General features: G+C 45.8%; 27 protein-coding genes and 1 other annotated feature. All 27 genes read right to left on the reverse strand.

The annotated features are described in order from the left end of the window. Positions 1-145: 145 nt before the first annotated feature. Entirely contained in the window at positions 146-1027 is an 882-nt protein-coding gene (gene ilvE / locus NSQ66_RS23945; RefSeq protein ID WP_036685189.1) for a branched-chain-amino-acid transaminase, read from the reverse strand. A gap of 4 nt (positions 1028-1031) precedes the next feature. Further along, on the reverse strand, positions 1032-1919 hold the full coding sequence (pheA, locus tag NSQ66_RS23950; protein WP_076142060.1) for a prephenate dehydratase: 888 nt from the start codon (positions 1917-1919) through the stop codon (positions 1032-1034). Beyond that, positions 1916-2893, reverse strand: a complete 978-nt coding sequence (gene thrB / locus NSQ66_RS23955) for a homoserine kinase (protein ID WP_076142059.1) — start codon at positions 2891-2893, stop codon at positions 1916-1918. The genes pheA and thrB overlap by 4 nt, the downstream gene beginning before the upstream one ends. 59 nt (positions 2894-2952) lie before the next feature. Continuing rightward, positions 2953-4239 (reverse strand): homoserine dehydrogenase, encoded by a 1287-nt coding sequence (locus NSQ66_RS23960; protein WP_036685184.1) that lies wholly within the window; start codon positions 4237-4239, stop codon positions 2953-2955. A 33-nt stretch (positions 4240-4272) separates the two neighbouring features. Further along, entirely contained in the window at positions 4273-4710 is a 438-nt protein-coding gene (locus NSQ66_RS23965; RefSeq protein ID WP_036685183.1) for an ACT domain-containing protein, read from the reverse strand. A 158-nt stretch (positions 4711-4868) separates the two neighbouring features. Beyond that, positions 4869-6230: a hypothetical protein gene (locus NSQ66_RS23970; protein ID WP_076224592.1), complete on the reverse strand. Its 1362-nt coding sequence runs from the start codon at positions 6228-6230 to the stop codon at positions 4869-4871. Positions 6231-6296: 66 nt separating this feature from the next. Next, positions 6297-7073 carry a hypothetical protein gene (locus tag NSQ66_RS23975; RefSeq protein ID WP_036685179.1) on the reverse strand — a complete coding sequence of 259 codons (777 nt, stop codon included), beginning with the start codon at positions 7071-7073 and terminating at the stop codon, positions 6297-6299. A 14-nt stretch (positions 7074-7087) separates the two neighbouring features. Next, positions 7088-7834, reverse strand: a complete 747-nt coding sequence (locus NSQ66_RS23980; protein WP_339279434.1) for a hypothetical protein — start codon at positions 7832-7834, stop codon at positions 7088-7090. Between the two features lie 10 nt (positions 7835-7844). Then, the gene (locus NSQ66_RS23985; RefSeq protein ID WP_036685175.1) at positions 7845-9167 is read right to left on the reverse strand and encodes an SPFH domain-containing protein; all 1323 of its coding nucleotides are present in this window, start codon (positions 9165-9167) and stop codon (positions 7845-7847) included. A 210-nt stretch (positions 9168-9377) separates the two neighbouring features. Then, entirely contained in the window at positions 9378-10688 is a 1311-nt protein-coding gene (gene obgE / locus NSQ66_RS23990; protein ID WP_036685174.1) for a GTPase ObgE, read from the reverse strand. 15 nt (positions 10689-10703) lie between these two features. Then, positions 10704-11444, reverse strand: coding sequence for a Spo0B domain-containing protein (locus tag NSQ66_RS23995; RefSeq protein WP_036685172.1), 741 nt, complete (start codon positions 11442-11444; stop codon positions 10704-10706). 243 nt (positions 11445-11687) lie between these two features. After that, positions 11688-11999 (reverse strand): 50S ribosomal protein L27, encoded by a 312-nt coding sequence (rpmA, locus tag NSQ66_RS24000; protein ID WP_036685171.1) that lies wholly within the window; start codon positions 11997-11999, stop codon positions 11688-11690. A 17-nt stretch (positions 12000-12016) separates the two neighbouring features. Next, positions 12017-12352 carry a ribosomal-processing cysteine protease Prp gene (locus tag NSQ66_RS24005; RefSeq protein WP_036685168.1) on the reverse strand — a complete coding sequence of 112 codons (336 nt, stop codon included), beginning with the start codon at positions 12350-12352 and terminating at the stop codon, positions 12017-12019. A 12-nt stretch (positions 12353-12364) separates the two neighbouring features. Next, positions 12365-12676: a 50S ribosomal protein L21 gene (rplU, locus tag NSQ66_RS24010; RefSeq protein ID WP_036685166.1), complete on the reverse strand. Its 312-nt coding sequence runs from the start codon at positions 12674-12676 to the stop codon at positions 12365-12367. 14 nt (positions 12677-12690) lie between these two features. Then, positions 12691-12777, reverse strand: a sequence feature (ribosomal protein L21 leader region). Next, the gene (locus NSQ66_RS24015) at positions 12692-12859 is read right to left on the reverse strand and encodes a hypothetical protein (RefSeq protein ID WP_155288184.1); all 168 of its coding nucleotides are present in this window, start codon (positions 12857-12859) and stop codon (positions 12692-12694) included. Its footprint overlaps the feature before it by 86 nt. Beyond that, positions 12840-14081 carry an Rne/Rng family ribonuclease gene (locus tag NSQ66_RS24020; protein ID WP_038573035.1) on the reverse strand — a complete coding sequence of 414 codons (1242 nt, stop codon included), beginning with the start codon at positions 14079-14081 and terminating at the stop codon, positions 12840-12842. The genes NSQ66_RS24015 and NSQ66_RS24020 overlap by 20 nt, the downstream gene beginning before the upstream one ends. A gap of 54 nt (positions 14082-14135) precedes the next feature. Beyond that, a complete protein-coding gene (locus NSQ66_RS24025; RefSeq protein WP_339279435.1) occupies positions 14136-14978 on the reverse strand; it encodes a M50 family metallopeptidase in 843 nt (280 codons plus the stop codon). Then, positions 14971-15867 (reverse strand): M23 family metallopeptidase, encoded by an 897-nt coding sequence (locus NSQ66_RS24030; protein ID WP_339279437.1) that lies wholly within the window; start codon positions 15865-15867, stop codon positions 14971-14973. Before NSQ66_RS24030 ends, NSQ66_RS24025 begins: the two co-directional genes overlap by 8 nt. 201 nt (positions 15868-16068) lie before the next feature. Next, entirely contained in the window at positions 16069-16863 is a 795-nt protein-coding gene (gene minD / locus NSQ66_RS24035) for a septum site-determining protein MinD (protein ID WP_036685156.1), read from the reverse strand. Between the two features lie 5 nt (positions 16864-16868). Beyond that, complete coding sequence (minC, locus tag NSQ66_RS24040; RefSeq protein WP_036685154.1) at positions 16869-17528, reverse strand: septum site-determining protein MinC; 660 nt, start codon at positions 17526-17528, stop codon at positions 16869-16871. Positions 17529-17607: 79 nt separating this feature from the next. Next, on the reverse strand, positions 17608-18138 hold the full coding sequence (gene mreD, locus NSQ66_RS24045; protein WP_080742577.1) for a rod shape-determining protein MreD: 531 nt from the start codon (positions 18136-18138) through the stop codon (positions 17608-17610). Continuing rightward, the gene (gene mreC / locus NSQ66_RS24050) at positions 18138-19016 is read right to left on the reverse strand and encodes a rod shape-determining protein MreC (RefSeq protein WP_036685152.1); all 879 of its coding nucleotides are present in this window, start codon (positions 19014-19016) and stop codon (positions 18138-18140) included. Before mreC ends, mreD begins: the two co-directional genes overlap by 1 nt. 62 nt (positions 19017-19078) lie before the next feature. After that, complete coding sequence (locus tag NSQ66_RS24055) at positions 19079-20113, reverse strand: rod shape-determining protein (RefSeq protein WP_036685150.1); 1035 nt, start codon at positions 20111-20113, stop codon at positions 19079-19081. 38 nt (positions 20114-20151) lie between these two features. After that, entirely contained in the window at positions 20152-20841 is a 690-nt protein-coding gene (gene radC, locus NSQ66_RS24060) for a DNA repair protein RadC (protein WP_036685147.1), read from the reverse strand. 25 nt (positions 20842-20866) lie between these two features. Then, positions 20867-21463, reverse strand: a complete 597-nt coding sequence (locus NSQ66_RS24065) for a Maf family protein (protein WP_036685146.1) — start codon at positions 21461-21463, stop codon at positions 20867-20869. Positions 21464-21497: 34 nt separating this feature from the next. Further along, a complete protein-coding gene (locus tag NSQ66_RS24070; RefSeq protein WP_036685144.1) occupies positions 21498-21743 on the reverse strand; it encodes a DUF4321 domain-containing protein in 246 nt (81 codons plus the stop codon). Between the two features lie 199 nt (positions 21744-21942). Beyond that, on the reverse strand, positions 21943-23181 hold the full coding sequence (locus NSQ66_RS24075) for an SPOR domain-containing protein (protein ID WP_076142053.1): 1239 nt from the start codon (positions 23179-23181) through the stop codon (positions 21943-21945). Between the last annotated feature and the right edge of the window lie 114 nt (positions 23182-23295).

Genomic DNA, 23295 nt, shown 5'->3' on the forward strand with positions numbered 1-23295 from the left:
CATGGGCGAATGACATCCCCGAAATAAAAAAAATCCTTTCATGATCCATGAAAAGATTAACCGGAGACTCCCGTTTTCTTCTGCATGTATGCATAAAAGGACTTCTGATGCGTATTCAATGCTATTTACGTTGTATGATTAGTCTTTATTCCCAAACCTTATAGCCATCTTTATCAACCACATTACGGAACTCTTCGAGCAGCTTCAAAGTGATTGGACCCGCTTGTCCCTCACCAATGATCCGGCCGTCAATTTCACGTGCAGCAATAACTTCAGCAGCTGTGCCAGTGAAGAACACCTCGTCCGCTATATAAACATCATGCATTGTGAACGGTTCTTCTTTCAGTTTAATACCTAATTTCTCGCAGAGCTCAATAATCGCCAGACGGGTAATTCCTTCAAGGGCTCCCAAGTAACATGGAGGAGTGAAAACTACACCATTTTTGATGATGAATATGTTATCGCCCGATCCCTCAGTAACATAACCTTGAGCGTTCATCATGATTGCTTCGTCGGCTTCTGCCAAGTTGGATTGGATTTTTACTAGGATATTGTTTAGGTAATTAAGCGATTTGATCTTTGGATTGAGTGCATCCGGAATATTACGGCGCTGGGATACAGAAACTGCACGAAGTCCGTTCAAATACGCTTGTTCTGGGTAAATAGCCAGTTGTTCAACGATAATAATTACACTAGCTTTTGGACAACGGCGCGGATCAAGACCTAAGTTCCCTGGTCCCCGGGAGACGATCAGTCGAATATAGCCGTTACGCATGTCGTTAAGACGAATCGTTTCAGCCATAGCTTCCAGCATCTCATCATACGTTAGCGGAATGTCCAGCATGATCGATTTTGCCGAATCATACAGTCTGTCCAAATGCTCTTTACATTTAAAAATATTGCCGTTATAGATACGGATACCTTCAAAAATACCGTCTCCATACAAAAAACCGTGATCAAAAACGGATACCTTTGCATTTTCCTTCGTTACGTGTTGTCCATCCAAATAGATCCATTGCTCAGCCATGAATTTACTGCACCTCCGCTTTCTCTTCCTCATAGGTGTATGTGGGATACGAGCCCAGAATCCTTACCTGACAGCCTAAAGCACTAATTTCTTCAATAGCCCCTGGCAGCAGAACAGATTCTATCGGTTCCAGCACATCAATATAAAAATAATAAGTACCCAGCTTCTTCTTCGTTGGTCGTGATTCAATCCGCGATAAATTCAGTTTCCGCCAGGAAAAAGCAGCAAGCACCTGATGCAAGGCACCTGGAAAATCCTCTGGCAGCGTTACTAGAACACTCGTCTTTACTCCGGTGCTGCTCCGCGGAAGATTTATCTTCTGTGGGCCGACCAGGACAAACCGTGTGTAGTTGTTGTTGTGATCTGTAATTTGCCGATCTACAATCTCCAGCCCATGCGTAGCGGCGCCAAGAGCGGTACCGATAGCAGCCCAGCCCTTGCCGGGATTGTTTTTGACGATTTCCACAGCTTCAGAGGTGCTTCCGACCGACTCCAGTTCAGCCCAAGGGGCATGCTTACGAACAAATTGCATGCATTGTGCCATTGCTACGGGATGCGAAAGGATTTTTACCATCTTGGTGAAATCCTTGTTGCCGTCTGTATCTGTGAATTCCCTTGGGTTACCGATAAGATTCTGTATCGATGGAAAAATCCATTCCGTCTGCATTGGCAGATCCACTTCATTGATGAGCCAATCGATGTGAAGACTAACTGAGCCTTCAATGGTATTTTCAATCGGAATCACGCTGTAATCGGTCATACCACCCGCCGTAGAGAGAAATACATCGGAAATTAACTTGTGATGTACAAGCTTTACAGGTTCACCGTTAAACAAATGCAGCAGCGCTTCGTGGGATACCGAGCCCTGCGGCAATACCGCTATTGATTTCATGACCGTACTCCTTTTATCATATCCAAAAATGATACGTTTTGCATCTCGTTTATTTCGAGCAGCTCTGTAGTCACTCCAGAAGCACAAGGTGTTAACCAGCAGGTCCGAGCGGAAATGCCATGTTCCTGCATCGTATTCTTCAAGAAGGCCTCAAGCTCACGCTTGCGGGTCTCTTGGCGATCCACTAAACATAGCAGAGTCGGTCCCGCACCGCTAAGTGCGATTCCTAAAGCACCGTGTTCAGGAGCTTCTGCGAGCAGCTTCTCCATGCCCGGTATAAGCGGTGCACGATACGGCTGATGCAGGCGATCCTGCATCGCTCTGCTAAGCAGGTCAAGCCGGCCTGATGCCAGCGAAGCCGTCAATAGAGAGGTTCTGCTGATGTTGTACACAGCATCACTAACTGAGATTTCTGTTGGAAGCAACCCCCGCGCTTTTGTGGTTTCCAGTTCGAATTCAGGAATAACCACCAGCACCTCAAGATTTTGTGGTGGTTCTAGCCGAACATAATCCGCATGTTCACCATCCCACACGGCAGTAATAATGCCGCCAAACAAGGAGGCACCCACATTATCGGGATGTTTCTCAAGCTGGGTAGCCATATCAAACAGCTTAGCATTATCCAGCGGAGAGCCAATCATTGTGTTCGCTGCGGCCATTCCGCCAATAATAGCTGAGGCACTGCTGCCGAGTCCGCGCGTAAGCGGAATCTCCGAGTACATGGATATCGATAATTCAGGCACCGTAACGGCTGCCTCTGCAAATACCATTTGAGCGACCTTATAGAGTAAATTGCTCTTATCCTGAGCCACTCCATTCATCTCGTCACCATACAGATGAAAAACAGTCTCCTCTGCTTCCTCCATCTCAATCCAGGCATATAGCGGCAAAGCCATACCTAGAGTATCGAAGCCCGGACCAAGATTGGCAGTACTAGCAGGCACTTTAACCCTAGCTCTTCCGTAAATACTCATAACAGGTACAATCTCCTTACTATGTTTTGAAATATGAAAGTATTAGTTCAGTGACGTGGTTAACCTTCCACTCGATAATGGCTCTTGATCCGGCGGATGACTTTCAGCTCCTCGAAATGGCGCAGCACTTTGTTCATGCTTGCTTTACTAGCGTTATGAGTGACAATAATGATCTCCGCATCAGGATTATTGGGATTGGCTTGCTGAACTACTGAATCCAAACTTACATCATATTCGGCAAACACTTGAGTAATCTTAGCCAATACCCCTGCTTTATCATCAACATGCAGAAGCAAAAAGTTTTTATAAAAAATAGCTTCATCACTCTTAAGCTTTTTCTGTTTGTAAGGTACTTTTTGCTTCAATCCATTAACACCTAGTTTAAGGTTCTTAATGACAGCTACCAAATCAGCTACCACTGAGGTTGCAGTTGGCATAGCGCCCGCACCCGCACCGTAGAACATAGTCTCTCCCACTGCTTCCCCGTATACGTAAACTGCGTTGAACACGCCATTGACGGAAGCCAAGGGATGACTAGCCCGAATCAAGGTTGGCTGAACACTGATGCTGAATTCTTCATCCTGACGTTCAGCGATGCCTAACAGCTTAATTTCATATCCGAGACGTTTCGCAAAGGCGATATCCGCCTTACTCACCTGAGAAATCCCACTCACACTTACATCATGCAGCTCCACGTTAGTACGGAAACCTAAGGTTCCGAGAATCGCCATTTTGCGGGCTGCATCCAGTCCTTCCACATCCGAGGTTGGATCAGACTCTGCGTATCCCAGATCCTGCGCTTCTTTTAACACATCATTATAGGATGCGCCTTCTTGGCTCATTTTGGTTAGTATGTAATTAGTCGTTCCATTCACGATACCTATAATTTTCATAATCTTATCCGAGGAAAAGCCCTCGATAAGTGTGCGGATAATCGGAATGCCTCCTGCAACGCTAGCCTCATAAAAGACATCACATTGCTTCTCCTGCGCCTTAGCAAGAATCTCTGATCCGTGCAGCGCCATCAAATCCTTGTTCGCAGTTACGACATGTTTACCGCGTTCCAAAGCTTCAAGAATATATTCTTTGGTTCCCGCGATTCCACCCATAACTTCAACGATGACATCAATTTCAGGATCACGAATCACATCCCATGGATCTGTCGTTATTTTAGCAGGATCAACCTCGATTTCGCGTGGTTTATTAGAATTATTCACAGCTATACGTTCAATGACAATTGAAGAGCCTACCTGGCTGCTTAAATCCTCTTGATTCCCTTCCACGATACGAACTACACCTGTGCCTACTGTTCCCAGGCCCAGCAACCCCACTTTAACCGGCTTCATCTGTCTCCTCCTAAAAGTTTACGAATATAGTTCCTATCCCTGTCCAACGATTAAAGCTCGCTTCACTCCTGGAATCTCTTTCAGACTATCCAGCATCTCCCCGAGTTCCTCATTTAAGTGTGAAATTTCTACGGAGATCACCACATTTGCCCGCCCTTGCAGCGGAATACTCTGGTGAATCGTCAACACATTAGCCCCATGTCCCGCTACAGAGCCTAGTACCTTGGAAAGCATTCCAGATTCGTGCTCCAAATCCATGGAAATCGTAACGATCCGCTCCCGTTCGAGCTGATGGATCAAATGAATTCCATCCTTGTATTTATAAAAAGCGCTTCGGCTTAATCCCACCTGCTCTACACCTTCATTTACGGTCTTCGCATCCCCGGCCTCAAGCAATTGTTTAACCTGCATAGTCTTAAGTACAGCATCAGGTAATATGTCCTCCCGGACCAAATAATAGCGTTCTTTCACGAACGTCCTCACCTCAAAGACTTTTGTGTTTTCTTAGTGGACATTATATCGGAAAAAGCCTGTAAATTGCAATAACTTTATCTGGATACTCTGAGGTCGGGGAGTTAGACGCAATAAAACCCCCGGATTCCCGGGGGCAGTTGGCAATCGTATGTACACTAACTGTATGGAATCGTCGTCCCGCAATAGTCACAGATTTTATCCTGCCCTGGAAGTACTCTACTCTTAGCACCGCAACTCGGACAAACGATGGATTTGGGCAGTTGGACAGGTGGTTTAGGCCTATTCTCCGGCAATGACTGCCGCCCAGATGATGGCTGGTTCTCTGATGCCGCGGAGGGCTGTGCCCGGTCAGGATGCACAAGATTGGGCGGTTGTTTATCTAAGAGCTTAACACGTCCTTCATAATAGACAAGATCAGAAGCAAGTAACCCCCATCTCACTAAATACCGTAGGTCTCTACGTACATCATCTTCACTTTGTTTCGTGATATCAGCTAAATTACCGATATGTCTAACATCATCCACTATGATCAGCATGAGATACTTCTTGCACAGAAAATCAAAGTTTTCTGTTGCGAAGGTAGCCCTCCCTGCAAAGCTGTCCGCCGGAATTATAAAGATCAAGTAGAGGACCACCAGAATGATCAATAAAGTGAACCACTTAAAATCCCCTTTGTAGGTCCCCACGGCGAAGAGGACGGCAAGTTCCATAAAAGCTCCCATACATACATGATAGAGCAATTTATAGTTAAATGATTTCCGCTCATTCTTATAATGAGTGCTTACAAAACGAAGCATCGCAAGTACAAACCCAAGCGGAGCAAACAAATAGGCAATCGCCATGATGATTCGATCAAACACTGTCCGGTCTCGCTTGTTACGATAGCGAAGGTTATTCTCAGGCGCACGCACCAGTGCTTGTGCCCGTTTAGAATAAATAAGCTTCGGCGGCAATTTTACAAATGGGTTATCTACACGTCCTTCATAATAAACAATATCTGGAGAAAGTACTCCCTGATCTTTTAAATATTCCAAAACCTCGCGGACGTTCTCTTCACTGAATCCGCGAATATCGGATAGGCTGCCGATATGCCTTATGCCGTCCACAAGAACCAATGCGATATAGTCATTGCAAAGATAGGTGAATCCCTCTCTCCATCCTACGGCTCTAACGGATAATTTGATGGCGGGAATCCTAAACAATGCGTAGATAATCACCAGCCTGATCAAGAGTGCGACATAATCGATTTGACCGAGTAGCTTGCTAATAATGAAATAGATCGCCAATTCTACAAAGGCACCCATACACGCATGATAAAACAGGTTAATATTGCTTGCTTTGCGCTGTCTCTTGGAATGTGTAGATAATAACCGAATGGCAGCCAATATAAAGCCAACCGGAGCAAATACATACGCAAACACAATAGTCGTATAATCAAACGCCGTCCGCTCATATTCATGCTTGTACACGGGTTTTCCCGATGTCGGCGGCTGTCTGCGTATATCCAATCCACTCATTTTGTCTTTAATCCCCTTATTTATGTAATCCTATATGCGATGCAGCTAATCTATTGGTTGACGGCATTAATTGTACGGGATCTTCGTTCCACAGTAATCACAGCTTTTAGATTGGCTTGGGAGCACAGTATTCTGGGCTCCGCACCCCGGACAACGGATAGACTTAGGCAGTTGCGGTGGAGACTGAGGCTGCGCAGGTATCTGCTGCCCCGATGCTTGGGTTCTCCCCGTTCCTTCGAAGCCCGAAGTACTTCCAGGGTAACCTTGATTAGCTGCTGATGACTCTGGCGTCTGGCGCCCTTCGGATAACGAGATATCAATATCAAGCAGTCCTTTATCCTTCAGATACTGGACATCTCTTCGTACATCACTTTCACTTTGGCCTATTCGTTCAGATATACTGCCAATATGCCGGATATTCTTATTTTGAATCAGCTCTATATAAGAAGTGTTAAGCTTAGAAAGGGTATATTTAGCTTTCGCTGTCACACTGGCCAGTATAAAAGCTGGAGTCAAAAACATGATTGCAATTAAAATAAGCGTTGATACTAATTCAGAAGTTCCAAATTCCCCATTGAGCGCACTAGAAAACATGGCAATAGAAAGTTCAACAAACCCACCAATAAATACATGCATCAGCAGGTTGAGGTTAGTCGGTCTGCGGTAATTTTTGTAATGCGTTGTCATCAAACGTAACAAGGCAAGCACAAGTCCAACGGGCATCAGCAGATAAGCCGCCGCGAGAATAACATAATCAAACCCGGTACGTTCGTATTTAAGCCGGGGAACGGCTGCATTTCCTCTCGGGAGCGGTGACGGCTCTTGTAGGTTCAAACTGTTCATGTAGTAAACTCCTCCTATTTAAGTGCCGCTAATTCACGGTTACGCCGCTGAAGTGTAGACTTTATGCTCTCTGACATCTCATTTATTTCTACCTGCCAGCCCTCATGTGGCTCTTGGGTCGCCAGCAGTAGCTTCACGTGATCATGTAACAAGGAAATCTGCTGCTGCAGAATATCCTCTGTAGCATATAAAGACGGTTCTGATATCGGATCACTGTACTTAAATTTTTCCTCCAACATATCTAGCACGTTCACTAGCTGCCCAGATTCGGAATTCTTCCAGCTACTAGCCAGCTCACTCATTTCAGTTAATTCGTTCTGATACCGCCGAAACTTTTGTAAAGACTTTTGGGCTTGCTGTTCCCCTGCCCCGGCATTCCACCCGTAAAGCCCTATCGCGGCCAAAGTGATCGCCCCTAACACAAGAATCAGCAGTTGTTCGGCTGCGTACCACAAGGCGAGTAACTCCAGCAGCCAATCGAATAATAAGGCCGATACAAATACGATCGCTGCATAGATTCCCGTAATGATTGCACCGCTGATAAGAACAGGCGGAGTCTGCTGAATGCTACTTGCAGTTCGGAGCCAAAAAATACAATAGCCATAGATTACACTCTCTGCTAGCAGAACCGCGGATAAAGAAATTATGAACCGAAACAGTGAGTCGGAGAAACCTAATCCAATAAACGAGAACACTGTCAGTACTATAGCTACCGCATAAATGACGGTAATAATGTATATATATCTCCTGCTTTTGTTCATTAGGTCCTCCTTAGCCTGCTTTTGTTCCGCACTCTGCACAGAATTTTTGTCCAGCTTTCAGCTCATGTCCACAGCCGCTGCATTTAATCACCATGCTGTCTCCACAATGAGGACAGAATTTCACCCCTGGCGCTACCATAGTCCCACATTTACCGCAAGCTTTAGGCATTTCTTTTCCACAGGAGACACAAGAAGCCGCTCCCTCAGGATTATCTGCTTTACAGGATGGGCAAGCACGATAAGGATTTCCGCAACCTGGACAGAACTTAGCTCCCGCATTTAGTTCATGCCCACATTCAAAACATTTGATCTTGTTCGCAGACGGAGAACCTTGCGGGTTGCCTCCAAGCGCCTGCCCACAACCGCTGCAGAACCGTCCCTCTACTGGATTCATAACTCCACACTTAGAGCAGGAACGCTGCTCTTGACGTATAACTGTAGTCCCTGAATCCAAATTCATCCCTCTAGTCATACGGTTCACCATATCCATAGCCGGTCCAGCAAATCCCATTCCAAGTCCAAGCCCCATCCCGGTGTTCATCATGCCCACTCCAAGATTGCCGGGATTACCTGCCGCTTCTTCCATCGTGTCAAAACCACGCTCCTGCTGATAGGTGAATCCGATGATATCCATTTCTGCTTTTTTAGCCAAAGCTTCCTTCAAACGAATCGTTGCCGGATCATCCTCTGGAATATTGATCGAATCAATATAGAAATTATTCAGCTCAATGCCATTATCCAAGAAAGCCGAGGCTAGTCGGCCCTGAATATGTTTGGAGATCTCTGCAACATAAGCATTAATCTCCAGTATGCTGATTTGCTTGTGCACAAGGTAAGAAGAAATAAGTTCATTTATATTCGACATCAGCAGTCCGCGGAAATAACTGATAAGCGTTTCATGATCAAACTGCGGGAGTGTCCCTACGAGCTTCAGCAAGAATTTTCGCGGATCATCGATTTTTACACCAAACTGCCCAAAAGAGCGAACAGAAATCATGATTTTGTATTTAGGATCCTGAAGCTGTAAAGGCGAGCTTGTTCCCCATTTGACATTCATCGAATTCGTCTTATTCACATACCATACTTCAGCCGTAAATGGTGATTTTCCACCAAAAGGAAGATTAACGATATTGGATAAAATAGGTATATTAGCGGTGCTAAGGGTGTGCCGCCCAGCTGTAAAGGAATCAAGCGCTTGTCCGCCCTTGAATAGAATCGCTTCCTGGGATTCATTAACGATTAGTTGTGTCCATGTTCCCAGCTCCTGGTTAGGATATTTCCATGCAAATATACCTGGAGGACCGTCATACTTCACCACTTCTATAATTGCCATCTGCTATTCCTTCTTTCATTATCTTATATATAAATAACGTGTATGCTCCCAAATGGGAATTAGTGTATTTCGATATTTATTGTATACGATATATATCGTGTTTTGGGTTCTTTTATTGAAAAAAATTACTGATCTCCTCACAAAAAAAGCGCCAACTATGCCATCCCTTTACAGGAAAACCATAGTTGGCGCTTCATAGTCAGCTAAATATTAATAGTAGCTGCTGTTCTCAACGAATTCGAATTCGAAATCAGCGATACGGACAATTGTTCCTTCTACAGCACCGCGTTTACGAAGCTCTGCATCTACACCCATATGACGCAAAGTCCGTGCCAGCTTGAGAATCGCATCATGTGTGCTAAGCTGCATGCGCTTCAGCATACGTTCGATACGTGGGCTTGTGACCACAAATGCCTCGTTATCACGTGTAATAGTAAACGAATTATCTTCTTCTGCTTCCAGCTTATACACCTTACGTTCAGTAGTTTCAGCAACTTCCTCAACCACCGGAGCAACCGGAATACTGTCGAGAATATCCGTTGCACGATATAAGAGCTCCTGAACACCCTGACGGGTAAGGGATGAAATTGGCATGATTTCTAAATCCGGCCGCACCTCAGCTACGCGTTCACGGAAAGAAATAAGATTCTCTTCTGATTCAGGCATATCCATCTTATTCGCCGCCACAATCTGCGGACGATCGATTAGACTTGCATTGTACTGCTTCAGCTCATCATTAATTAGAACCCAATCCTCGAAGGGATCACGGCCCTCAGAGCCAGACATATCAACTACATGAATGATGATACGCGTACGTTCAACGTGACGCAGGAATTCGTGACCCAGACCTATGCCTTCACTAGCTCCCTCGATTAATCCTGGCAGATCCGCCATCACAAAGCTTCGGCCATCCCCAACATCCACTACCCCTAAATTCGGTGTAATTGTTGTGAAATGGTAAGCTCCGATTTTGGGCTGAGCTGCGGACACAACCGACAGCAACGTAGATTTACCCACACTCGGGAAGCCTACAAGCCCTACATCAGCCATTACCTTAAGTTCCATAACCACATAACGCTCTTGGCCTTCTTCACCGTTCTCCGCAAGCTCTGGTGCAGTATTATTAGCTGTGGCAAAACGGGTGTTACCCCGGCCTCCACGGCCTCCACGTGCAACTACAACCTGTTGTCCATGACGCGTCATATCGGCAATGATCTCTTGCGTATCATCGTCAATCAGAATGGTTCCTGGCGGAATACGAACGATCATATGATCCGCATTCGCTCCATGTTGGCTTTTGTTCCGTCCTTTAATCCCTTTGTCAGCTTTGAAGTGGCGCTGATAACGGAAATCCATCAACGTGCGCAGTCCCTCATCTACACGGAAAATAACGTCGCCTCCACGGCCTCCGTCACCACCGGCAGGACCACCCTCCGGTACATATTTCTCCCGGCGAAACGCAACGAGACCATCCCCGCCGTCACCGCCTTTAACATAAATCTTAGCTTTATCTACGAACATAAATGTTCACCTTCCTCACATTTCAAGCGGTAATCGCAGCTCTACATAAGCCCTGCTAGGCTTAAACTGCTCTGCTTTCATGATTTTTCCTTGTACTATATTATAAATTTGCCCTTTGAGCAGCTCGGGATTGCCATGCTCCCCCTCGCCTTCGAAGGAGATAAGAATGTCTCCTCCATCCTGAAAAAAGCCAAGGCGCAGCTTGCGCGTCTCCCCCTGAGGAGCCAGCCCGTTGTACTGATAAGCCCGTATGGTCTGCATAATCACTGAAGTCAGCTCATCTCCTGCTTCTGGATTTAGCTTGTCCTCTAGCTGCAACCCTTCCTCCACCTGAACTTCCAATTCCAGACTAGACCTGTTAGTTCGGAAGGATTGGATATAGAAAACCAATGAAGGAATGCCCAACTTAGCGATACGACTATCAAGTGCTATGCGTTCCTTTATTCTTTCCACACACTCCACGGATTTATTAGGCTTTCCAAGCTGAATATATCCGTATAGAATCTGCAAATCGTTCATCCAATCATGTCGATGATGATTCAGTGTCCGAATCGCCGCCTGTTGCAGAGTGTTCTCTTGTATACGCAGCTCCCGTTCATAATGACGCTGGCTCCAGATAAAACTGAAAGCAACGATTGCCACTACCCAGATTCCGAGTAATAGACACGTCAGAAGAGAAGTATGCCAATACAAAAGACCTAAAGGAAGCATTACGGATAACATGACTGCCCAGATTGCACTTTTCCAGGATTTCATTCTTTCTCCCCGTCCCTCAGTTCGCAAAATTCATGACTTCGTTTAGATTATTTGTTTTGTTAGTATCATTTACCATTTCCTAGTATAACACACGCGTTCACTGTAGTTCACCAGAGATAATAACGAGATTTTCACATCTATCTAACCCTTCCAACTTTGCAACACAAATAATTATGAATATTCTACAAAAAAGCCTCCGGCACTCATGCCGGAGGCTTCTACTTGCTCATATGGTCCGTAAGCTTACGCTTCCAGTGCCGCTGCTACCGGAGCGACATCAACTGGGTACACGCTCACTTTTTTACGATCGCGGCCCCAACGTTCGAACTTCACTACGCCATCCACCATTGCGAACAAAGTATCATCTTTACCGATGCCTACGTTAGTTCCTGGGTGAATTTTTGTTCCGCGTTGACGAACCAAGATGTTACCGCCGGTTACTGCTTGACCGTCAGCACGTTTCACGCCAAGACGTTTGGAATGGGAATCCCGTCCGTTTTTTGTGGAACCTACACCTTTTTTCGATGCGAACAATTGAAGATTCAATTTCAACATGTTGTCAACCTCCTTCTTTAAATATTTACTTGCTGTATTTGAATATACTTCCCGTATGATTCTGCGATATCATTCAGCATCACGACCATGGATTCAAGCAGCAATTGTACCTTCGCGGAAGTATCGAAATCTTCAACAGAACTTAATGTTCCACTTAAGAATCCGTTCTTCATGGACGTGTCCATGGAGATTCCGGTCAAGGTCTCAATCGAATTGACGGTTCCAACTGTTACAGCGGATACCCCGGCACATACGATATCTTCGCCACGCTTCGCATAACCCGCATGCCCCTTAACCTCAAAGCCAACGATAGTTCCTAGATCCGATAATCGTGTAATCCGCACGCTAATCATTAACGCACCTTCTTACGCTTGAATCTTCTCGATAGTTACTTTCGTGTACGGTTGACGATGACCTTGTTTCTTATGGTAGTTCTTCTTAGGTTTGTATTTGTAAACTACAACCTTAGCGCCTTTACCATGTTTCTCGACTTTAGCTGTTACAGACGCGCCGCTTACTAGCGGAGTTCCTGCAGTCAGACCACCATCGTTAGAAACAGCCAATACACGGTCAAAAGTTACACTTGCGCCGTCTTCAGCTTCCAACTTTTCAATGAACAAAACGTCGCCCTCTTGGACTTTGTATTGTTTACCACCAGTTTCGATAATTGCATACATTTTACTTGCACCTCCTCATGTCTCAGACTCGCCTAGTCTAGGTGGCAGAATTCCCGTAGGAACTGCACTTATGTACCCGATCGGAGCGGTTACAGCATGTGCAGGATCAACTGCATCAAACACATACTTGAAGATAGTATCATACTTATGACTTATCGTCAACTCATTCCAGCCATTCTCCAACTTTTCCGGTTCCCCCGCAACACTGGCAAATCACAGGTGCAAAGCTGGCTGAATCATGCCTTGCCTTCTTTCTGGTCATCTCGAGCAGCCCGAGTCTTGTCCACCCCAAAATATGTGTTTTGGTGCGATCCTTGCAGATCACTTTCTCTAATCGCTCTGTGACCATCTTGCGGTGAAGCTCTTGTTCCATATCAATAAAATCGACAATAATGATTCCACCAGTATCGCGTAACCGGATCAAACGACCGATCTCCTCAGCTGCGAGCAAATTCGTATTGGTAACCGTTTCTTCAAGCGATGCTCCGCCAATGTATTGAGCGGTGTTGACATCAATTACGGTTAACGCCTCTGTCTCATCCCAGATCATTGTTGCTCCACCCTCCAGCGTGATTTTGCGGCTGAAGCTCTTAAGCAATTGATCCTGAATACCATAAGCAGCGAAAATAGACTCCGCTCCATTATAAAGACAGACTGGCTTGTACCCTTCAGGAGCCATGTCGTCCAGAAAGGCTGTTGCTTCTCTAGCTGCGGCAGATGAATCAATAATCAACTGATCCCGTTGCGGATTAAAGGCATCTCTTATAAAGCGTTGGACAATACTAAGATCACGATGTAGTAAAGCCGGAGCCTCTACCGTTTGTGCTTTACGTGTAATATTCTCCCATTGGGCACGCAGAAAGGAAAGATCGCCCTCCACAGCTTCATGTGGCTCGTCCTGAGAAACCGTCCGCATGATAAGCCCTTCTTCTTTCATTCGCAGACGTTCTCCGATTCCTTTGAGACGGCTGCGCTCTGCCTCCCGGCTTATTTTTTTGGAGACACCGACGTATTCTGCAAAGGGCATGTACACCATCCAGCGCCCGGGCAACGTATAATGAGTCGTTACACGCGCGCCTTTTCCGCCGCTTGGCTCTTTCCGGACTTGAACAACAATATCCTGTCCCGGCTGCAAAAGCGTCTCGATAGAGGGCTTCACATCAGGCTGTTTATCCAAATTAGGATGCAATACATCATCAACATATAAAAAAGCATTCTTCTTCTGTCCGATATCAACAAAAGCAGCCTGCATACCTGGAAGTACGTTAATCACACGGCCTTTGTAATAACTGCCGACCAACCCTTGCTGCTGATCGCGTTCAGCCGCGTACTCCACCAGCCTTCCGTTTTCCAGAAGAGCCATTCGGGTAATGTGCTGCGTGCAGTGAACGATCATCTGTTTCATGGCTTCACCTCTGGTTTCGTTCGTTCATTCCTTCACATTCTCTGCATAAATACACTATATTCCGAAGTAGGTTGATATTAAGCGCTGTTCCGGCACAACAGCAACAACATTTCCTTTACCGTTTAACACATAGATAAAATGATATTGATTACGTTTAAATAGACGCAATATATCATCTAAAGGTTTCGCAGATAATGCAACTATTGGACGAGCTACGCTTCCTGTTCGCAAATGATACTCATAAACAGCCTCCCGATTCATCAAAAAAGCAACAAACCGGTACGGTAAATTACGATGGTCGGTAAAATTCGAATACAGCAAAAAAGCTCCGATCATGACCATATTCAGCCTAAGGCCTCCACCTGCTCCAAGAGGCAGCACCGCATATATAATCACAAGGACACTTGCGGCTACACTCACCCGTCCAGTCCATAACAAAGTGTAGTAATAAGGAAGCACTAAACTAATAGTGGCCTGAAGCACTTTACCTCCGTCAAGCGGCAGCACTGGCACTAGATTAAAAAGTCCAATCATGGCATTGGCATGAATAAAATAGGTCAGAAATTCCTGATTGCCATAACCGGCTTGTTGAAGTCCCAAAGCAATTACAATCATAATTCCATTTTGCAGTGGACCTGCAAGGGCTATTCCGATCTCACGACTGGCTGTAAGCCGCCCATGATCTTCAATAACAGCCACTCCGCCAAACGGAAGAAGCTGAACCGACTTAACTGTAACACCAGCCAAAAGAGCCGCAACGACATGTCCCATCTCATGAATGAAGACAATCGTAAATAAGGTGAGCAGCTCTAGAAATTGTCCCGTGACCACGGAGAATAACATAATGATCACGAACAGTGGATGTAGTGACAGTTCGATACCAAAGATCCTAATCAAACGATACCACTTCTGTAGGATCAATATAAGTCTTGTCTTTCATCACTGCGAAAAATAGTGTTGAAGCTGAGGATACGTCCTTCTCCATCATCCAACCGAGTGAATCCCCGCTCTGCACCCAGTCATCAACCTCCAGCTTGGTGCCGCTCAAATGTCCGTATTCTGCAGTGACACCGCCTGAATGCTGAACAGCAATTCGAATGCCCCCTTCCAGCTCTTTAGAGATGGAGAGAATACGTCCCATGTCTATACTTTTCACCGTCACATTTAAGGTTGAATCGATTTGAGGCATAATTTCCACCCCTTTTAGCGTAGATGCAAAAGGCTGGACAACGCTCCCAGCTATCGGGGCAGTGAGTTGATGATGAGCGGCCACTTTTTGAGCAGGCTCATCTTTATCTCCAAACATCGGAATGAACGCTGGAGCTCCGTTAAAGTTCTCCTCATACCAAACTCTCACAGCCGTGAAATCCATGCCATTGCTTAACGCATCACTAATAAAAGCTTGCATCTTATACGACCATGGCTGATGTACCGCAAAGACCCCCCACACTGCTCCAAACACAAGAACACTAGCAACAAAGCGCCGAATAAAACCGGCAGTAAAATTCGAGCCTCCACCACCGTCATCCTCCCAGCCTCCACGACTCTTTTTCCACATCACCTCTGGATCGGGCTCTACAGAGGATTGATCCGCATTCTTAAATCCTGTTCCCCATTCCTTAAAGCTCGTACTCTTATCCGGCATAATAAATAAAGGGGGAGCCTCCGCTATTTCTAGTTCTTGGACTTCCGAAACTCCTGAGATTGCTGAGACTTCCGGGAGTTCCTCCAATAAACTACGAATACGCTCCTTGCGGCGATTCTTGATATCTGATTTCTGATCCATATTTATCCCTCCGGACGGGCTTGTTTTACTTCCATTTTATGAAGCACGGAAGTCTCTTTAGAACAAGCCCCTCCAAGACAGACCATTTAAATCCCGGAAATGCCATACATTCATATTTATTCAAAAAAATAAGCCCCACCATAGATTTCTCTACTCGTGGGACCCGTGTATGCTTCTTATAATAGGATTGCTTAGTAAAAATTAAGCCATGCCGAAAAATTTCTTAAGCTTCTTAAATGCTCCCGGTTTGCGGTCAAGCTGCATCAGGGGTACAGCATCCCCTAAAATTCGGCGTGCAATATTGCGATAGGCAATAGCTGCTGACGAATCGGGATTCATAACTGTAGGTTCTCCGTTATTTGCGGCTTTAATGACTAGTTCATCATCCGGAACAATTCCGATAAGATCAATGTTCAGCACCTGTAATATATCTTCAATATCAAGCATATCCCCAGACTTCACAAGACCTGGGCGAATACGGTTTACCACCAATTTCGGCGATTCCACACTCGACTGTTCTAATAGTCCGATAATACGATCGGCATCCCGCACAGCGGCATGCTCTGGTGTGGTAACCACAATCGCTTTATCCGCACCGGCAATCGCATTGCGGAAGCCGTGCTCGATTCCTGCTGGACAATCGATCAGAACATACTCATATTCCTTCTTTAGTTCAAGAATGATATCTCTTACTTGTTCAGGAGAGACAGCCGTTTTATCCTTTGTTTGAGCTGCAGGCAGCATATACAATTCATCAAAGCGCTTGTCTTTAACGAGCGCTTGATTAAGGCGGCAACGTCCTTCCGCTACATCCACAAGATCATAAATAATACGATTCTCAAGCCCCATAACTACATCCAGATTACGCAGTCCAATGTCGGTATCGACGAGACATACTTTTTTGCCCTGCAGTGCAAGTGCGGTTCCAATGTTGGCTGTTGTGGTTGTTTTGCCAACTCCGCCTTTGCCCGAGGTTACGACTATCGCTTCTCCCATGGAGGCTACACCCCTTTAAACACATTTAAATCCTGACGTAATTTGACCAAATTATGAATCTTATCGATCTGCATAGCTCCGTTTGTTAAATATGCAAATTCCATACTGCTTTCACGGGTTTCCCATTCATCGGGCGGACGACTAATAATATCGGCAATTCGCAACTGCGTTGGAGACATTAAAGAAGCAGCTATAATTGCTTCCTCATTCCCGTCTACTCCAGCATGCGCCATCCCTCTTAGCGAACCTAGTATATAAATATCGCCTGAACAGGTTATGGTCCCCCCCGGGTTCACATCCCCCAGATATAGAAGATTTCCGTTATGGTGCAGCACCTGACCGGAACGTAGAATTCCACTCATCAAAAACAATGCGTCATTATCCTCACTGCCGGGCGCTGGAAGCGCCTCTATAGATCGAATCAACAGATTTCCCTGTCCCTTAAGAATCTCCAGCACAGCTTCCTTGTCTTCCTCAGTTACGGTACGATTGCCCAGCTTTATGTCCACATGTACAATCGGTCCAGTTAAAATATTTTGATGGCTGTGCTCCAGCTTATAGCGAAGCTCGCTCAGAAGATCTTCAAAGGGACATTTGTCGTCTAGCAGGAATATCAGGCCATCCTTGATGCCCTTAATCCTTACATGCTTGGATTTTACTGTCATATGCCTGGCCCCCTATCCTCATTCATTCGTGCCGGGCCCCTTAAATTCCTGCTTTGTATAGAAAGAAAATAGAAGCTATTTAAGCCGCTTCTTCTTTATTCGTTTCTTTCTTGATTAGCTCAAGCTGGCGCCGAACCGGTATGTAGAAGAGTAGCCCGATGGCAAAATGGAAAAGCATCGTCGGCAGCATGTGATTCAAAATCGCCCAGCTATAAGGTTCTTGATTAAGATTAAATACACTATAGATACCAAATAGTATACTATCCTCAAGTAGACTTCCAAGCAGAACCACAGTCATCATAAGGGGTAGCGGAGCACGTGGAATCTGAAATAAAAGGCCGATTAAATAAGCCGACAATCCCATCGCAAAAGAGTGTGCTCCAAGAATTCTGCCGTAAAAAACGACATCATGCAGCATTCCAAAACACAATCCCAATATAAGTGCTGTATGCCGATGATGATATATAGTCACGAACAATAACACTACAAAAACCAGATTCGGAATGATTCGCATCTGCCAAACATCTGGAATCAGCCAAGGTAAAATGGTCCCCTCCACAATAAATAAGAGGAACAGTAACAGAACAAGAACTGATCTGCGCATATTCACTATTCAGCACGCTCCTCCGTAAACACAACAATCAACTGCTTCCAGTCCTGAAATTCTGCTGAAGGCTTAATCACTGCTGTGGAGGTTAATCCAAATTCACCAACATCGACGCTTTCAACTGTGCCTATTGTCAATCCCCTTGGATACAATCCTCCAATACCGGAAGACAGAATAGTATCCTTCGCTGCAATAGGATCACCCGGAGGAATCTTAGTCATCAGCAGTCTGTTCGTCTCTGGATTATAACTCTCAATCATCCCAAAGGATTTACCCTCTTTATTTAAGGCAGTTGCCGCAATAGGCGGCTGGGAATTAGGATCATTGGTGTCCATCATTGTCATCAGCTTCACCGTGGAGGTGAAATTGCTCACCTTACTGATAACACCAACTAGACCATCCACTGAAATCACGGACATATTAGGTCTAACCCCATCTTTGGAGCCCAAATCGATAACAATCGTACTATTGCTTGGCTCTGTTGTCTGGCTAATTACCTGTGCAATACGATATTCATATTTATACAAATTTTTCTGTTCTTCAGTGAAATTCCAATTTCTCTCCAACTCGTCATTCCGCGCCTTGACGAAATTATACTGGGCTTTATCACGTGCATACTGGGCAGCCATAATTTTAAGCTGTTCATTTTCTTTAGCAAGATCACTCAGATTTCCAATATCTTCAAACAAGCCCGCTACATATCCAGCGGGCTTGTAGAACATTTTTTGCACGAAACCAGTCGAATCTCTGAGAAAGTTCTCCGGCCAGGACAAGCCTTTCCTTGTTGCCAAGCTGAAGCCCATTACCACAATGAACAGCACCAGTGTAATCAACAGAATAAACAGACGTTTATTGCTTAAGAGTTTAAACAGTTTCAACACCCTCTAACAACAGTATTTCTCCCATAACAGGGGTTGACTTACACAAGTGGTAGAACATCATCTTATCTCTTCGAACGAAGACTGGATCCGCTGCGGCTCTTGAACAAATGAATGTTCTCAAGTGCCTTACCGGTTCCAATAGCTACACAGTCCAGTGGATTCTCAGCAACAATAACCGGCATTCCCGTCTCACGTGCAAGCAGCTTATCCAAGTTGCGAAGCAAAGCTCCCCCACCTGTCAAAACAATTCCACGATCCATAATATCTGCTGCAAGCTCTGGCGGACATTTTTCCAATGTTACTTTAACCGCTTCAATAATAGCATTCACTGTGTCAGACAAAGCTTCACAGATTTCATCAGAAGTAATTGTAAGTGTTTTTGGCAGACCTGTTACGAGATCACGGCCGCGAATTTCCATGGTTTCAGCCTTTTCAAGAGGAAGGGCAGAGCCAACATCCATTTTGAGCTGCTCCGAAGTACGTTCACCGATCATCAGATTGTATTGACGTTTGATGTATTGAATGATGGACTCATCCGCTTCATCACCTGCAACACGCACTGAACGGCTAGTAACAATACCGCCGAGCGAGATTACGGCAACTTCAGTTGTACCTCCACCGATATCTACAACCATACTACCTGTAGGCTCCCATACTGGCAGATCCGCACCGATAGCAGCAGCAAAAGGCTCTTCGATAATGTAAGCTTCTCGAGCGCCAGCTTGTTTGGTAGCATCTTCTACCGCACGTTGCTCTACAGCAGTAATACCAGATGGCACGCAGACCATTACATTAGGGTGACGCTGGAACATAGAACGCTGTTTCTGTGCTTGACGAATAAAATATTTAATCATCGTAGCCGTTGTATCAAAATCAGCGATAACGCCATCTTTCATCGGGCGGATCGCACGGATATTTCCAGGAGTACGACCGATCATTTTTTTGGCGGATTCACCCACGGCTTCAATCGTCTTAGTATCAGTGTTAATGGCTACAACGGAAGGCTCTCTTACAACAACGCCCTTACCGCGTACGTAGACAAGCGTATTCGCTGTCCCCAAGTCAATTCCTAAATCTTTTGTGAAACCACCCAACATGCTAATTTCTCCTTTTCCTAAGTAAATCTACATTTATATTACATATGTCCTTTTTCTTTCAAGCTTACGAAACTGCTATCTCCGATAATTAGATGGTCCAGCACATCTATTCCGATAATCTCACCTGCCTGAAGCAATCTAGCGGTTAGGGAAATATCTTCTGGACTAGGTGTTGGATCACCACTAGGATGATTGTGCGCGCATATAATAGAGGCGCTACTGCATTTTATAGCTGCTCTGAATACCTCACGAGGATGAACGATCGAAGCATTCAGGCTGCCCATGGACAATGTTTCTTGTCCAATCACATGATTCTTCGTGTTCAGAAACAGACAGACAAAATGCTCCTTTTGCAAATAACGCAATTGCTCAGTCAGAATCTCTGCAGCGTCCCCAGGACAGCGGATAATGACCGGCATATTGAACCTGGAATTCGCAAGGCGCCTTCCCAGTTCGATGCCTGCTTTTAGTTGTACGGCCTTGGCAGGACCGATACCGTTGATTTTGGTCAGTTCTTCGATGCTAAGGTCAACTAGCCCACGCAGGCCACCGATCTTCCCCAGCATCTGCTGTGCAATATGAATAGCCGACTCGCGGCGTGTTCCCGTACGCAGCAGAATGGCTAACAACTCCGCTTGACTTAATGATTCCGCCCCATAATGCATCATGCGCTCTCTAGGTCGTTCTTCATGGGGGAGGTCCCGCAGCATAATTGGTTGCGACTCCATCCCTATCCCTCTTTCCCCAGGCTTCCTACCGGCTCAATACAGTTATACCGAACTCGGATAGCATTTCGCCAAGAAGCGACAAAGGCAATCCGACTACATTGAAATAACAGCCTTCAATTCGTTCCACCAAAATGGACCCAAGCCCTTGTATCGCATATGAGCCAGCCTTATCAGCAGGCTCTCCCGTAGCAATATAAGCAGCAATTTCCTCTTCAGTCATTGCCCTCATCGTTACGGAAGTAACACGGTGCTCCACTATAGTCTTCCCATTCGGGAGTCCGAGGCAGGCTACACCCGTGTATACCTTATGAGTTCGGCCCTGAAGTCTGGTAAGCATCGCTTTGCTGTCCAGCTTGTCCACCGGTTTGCCTAGCACAGTATTATCTAATACAACAATTGTGTCGCTTCCTATAATGACTGCGTTACGCTCTCCGGCCGCAGCTACTACGGCTTCTGCTTTTCGCAAAGCTAGACTGCGCACGATTCTCTCCGGCGTCCAATCCGGCGGTGTGCTCTCATCAGCTTCGCTGGTAATGACCTCAAAGGGCAAACCCAGTAAGGATAACAGCTCACGTCGACGCGGTGAACCTGAGGCTAGAATAATGAGTGGTGAGTTGTCCACGTTGTAAACGTCCCTTCTTGCTCAGTAACGAGAGTTACAGTCTGCGGTACAGCCATACAGCTGTAATAATACCGGCGAGACTAAGCATGCACAATTTCAAATGAATAGTGATGTCATAGGTTATGATGTCTAAATCGGCTCGCGGAGACCATTTGAGCACAGTCGATGTTGTTAGAAAAGACAGAGCCTTTACGGGCTGCAGCAGCTTGGCGATCCAGGCTCCAGCCAGCCAGCCTAGAATTAGAAATAACAGCAGTGTTCCTACATTTTTCTTCTTCATCTCAGTCTTCCCTCGCCATTTTTTGACACCCTAATTATTATACGGTGAAACGGTGATCAATACAAACGTAAAATCCCCTACGGTAATGTTTACCACCTTTTGCCCTAAAAGTTGCGGAACGATACCCCTCTCCGAAAAAAACAACAAGCCCCCAATTCCCCGGAGACTTGCTGTTATTTTGAATCCGCAATCCAAGCATTCAATTCATAGCAGACAGCAGCTGTTTTTGACTGGTCAAGAAGCTCAGCATGGATTCCTGCACTTCCCAAAGCAGGGCTTGCGCCTTGTTCTTGTTATATTCACTCAGTGCTGAAATTCCTTGGCTCATAGATTTCTCTAGCGCTGCGCAAATGCTTTTGGCTTCAGGCGTTATGCCTTGCTCCAGAGCTTTAACAGCTTCACTCCATTGGAGATGAAGATCACTCACAGCTGAGGTATTAGCTGCCGCATCCGTTTGTCCGCCACTGAGTAAAGAAGCGGATTGACTGCTTAGTTCACTGAGCAGCTGTCCACTCACCGCAAAATAACTATTCACAGCCTCCGCATTTCCGGCAAATCCTAATCGTTCCACTCCGGGAAGCTCCACCTCTCTTACATAAAGCTCAATCCCTTGATTCTTCAGACCACTGCTGAGTAGCTTAGCTTGTTCACGGTCAGAGGACATTCCGGCATATACACGATTTCCGTCAGCAGGGTCCAAGCCCGCAGCCAAGCCAGCGTCCAACAGCTCTTGTCTAGCTTGTTCCGCGCCTGCCGGCGTACTGAATACGCCATACTGCAGCAGGTAGTAGCTTTGCGCAGCCACTTGAACAGGAATACTGTTTTTGCCGGCATCATCTGTGCCCGTAACCGGCAATCCCGAGGTTCCTACACCTGCTGGATCATTAGCTCCGGAAGTCTGCCCTGAAGTAGCCAACGTATCTGTTATCCCGGTTCCTGAACTACTGTCCATGTTTCCTCCATAAAAAAAGGAAAGTGCCGCATATCCTAATAGTAGACCCGTGCCGATCGCCCCCACCACAGACAGGGATAATTTCCACCAATACGATGGGCGACGAGTATGGTATGAGCCCCCATAACCTCCCGTGTAAACCTCTGCTGATTTATCTCTGTCATCCAGTACCAAATCTGAAAGCAGATACGATTGCTGCGTATTTCTGAAATCTCTATCCTGTTCGTCCCATTCTTGCTGGCGTGGATCTACAGTTCCTGAGTAGTAGTCGTAAGCATCCTCCGGTGGTGCCTCACGCGTAGAGCGTAAATTAGGTTCATGCACCCAAGTATGCTGCTGTGCTGGACCGACCTCCTTGCGCAACTCCTCTGCATATTCTTCAGCTGTGCCCAGTCCGCCACTGGACCAGCGCTCCACTACCTGCGGTTTTGGCTTAGGCTCGTCCTTATTCACGTCAAATCGGAATGTCATTCTTCCGTTATTCAACAGTAACACCTCACCTCATCTAATCTATATGGAAATATATGATAGACAATAGAGAGATATGCTATTTTTATAGCCAAATGAATAATGAAAGTTATACGGATTCAGTTTACATTA

Origin of the sequence: Paenibacillus sp. FSL H3-0329 (assembly GCF_037963285.1) — a bacterium.
Lineage (GTDB): Bacteria > Bacillota > Bacilli > Paenibacillales > Paenibacillaceae > Paenibacillus_AQ > Paenibacillus_AQ odorifer.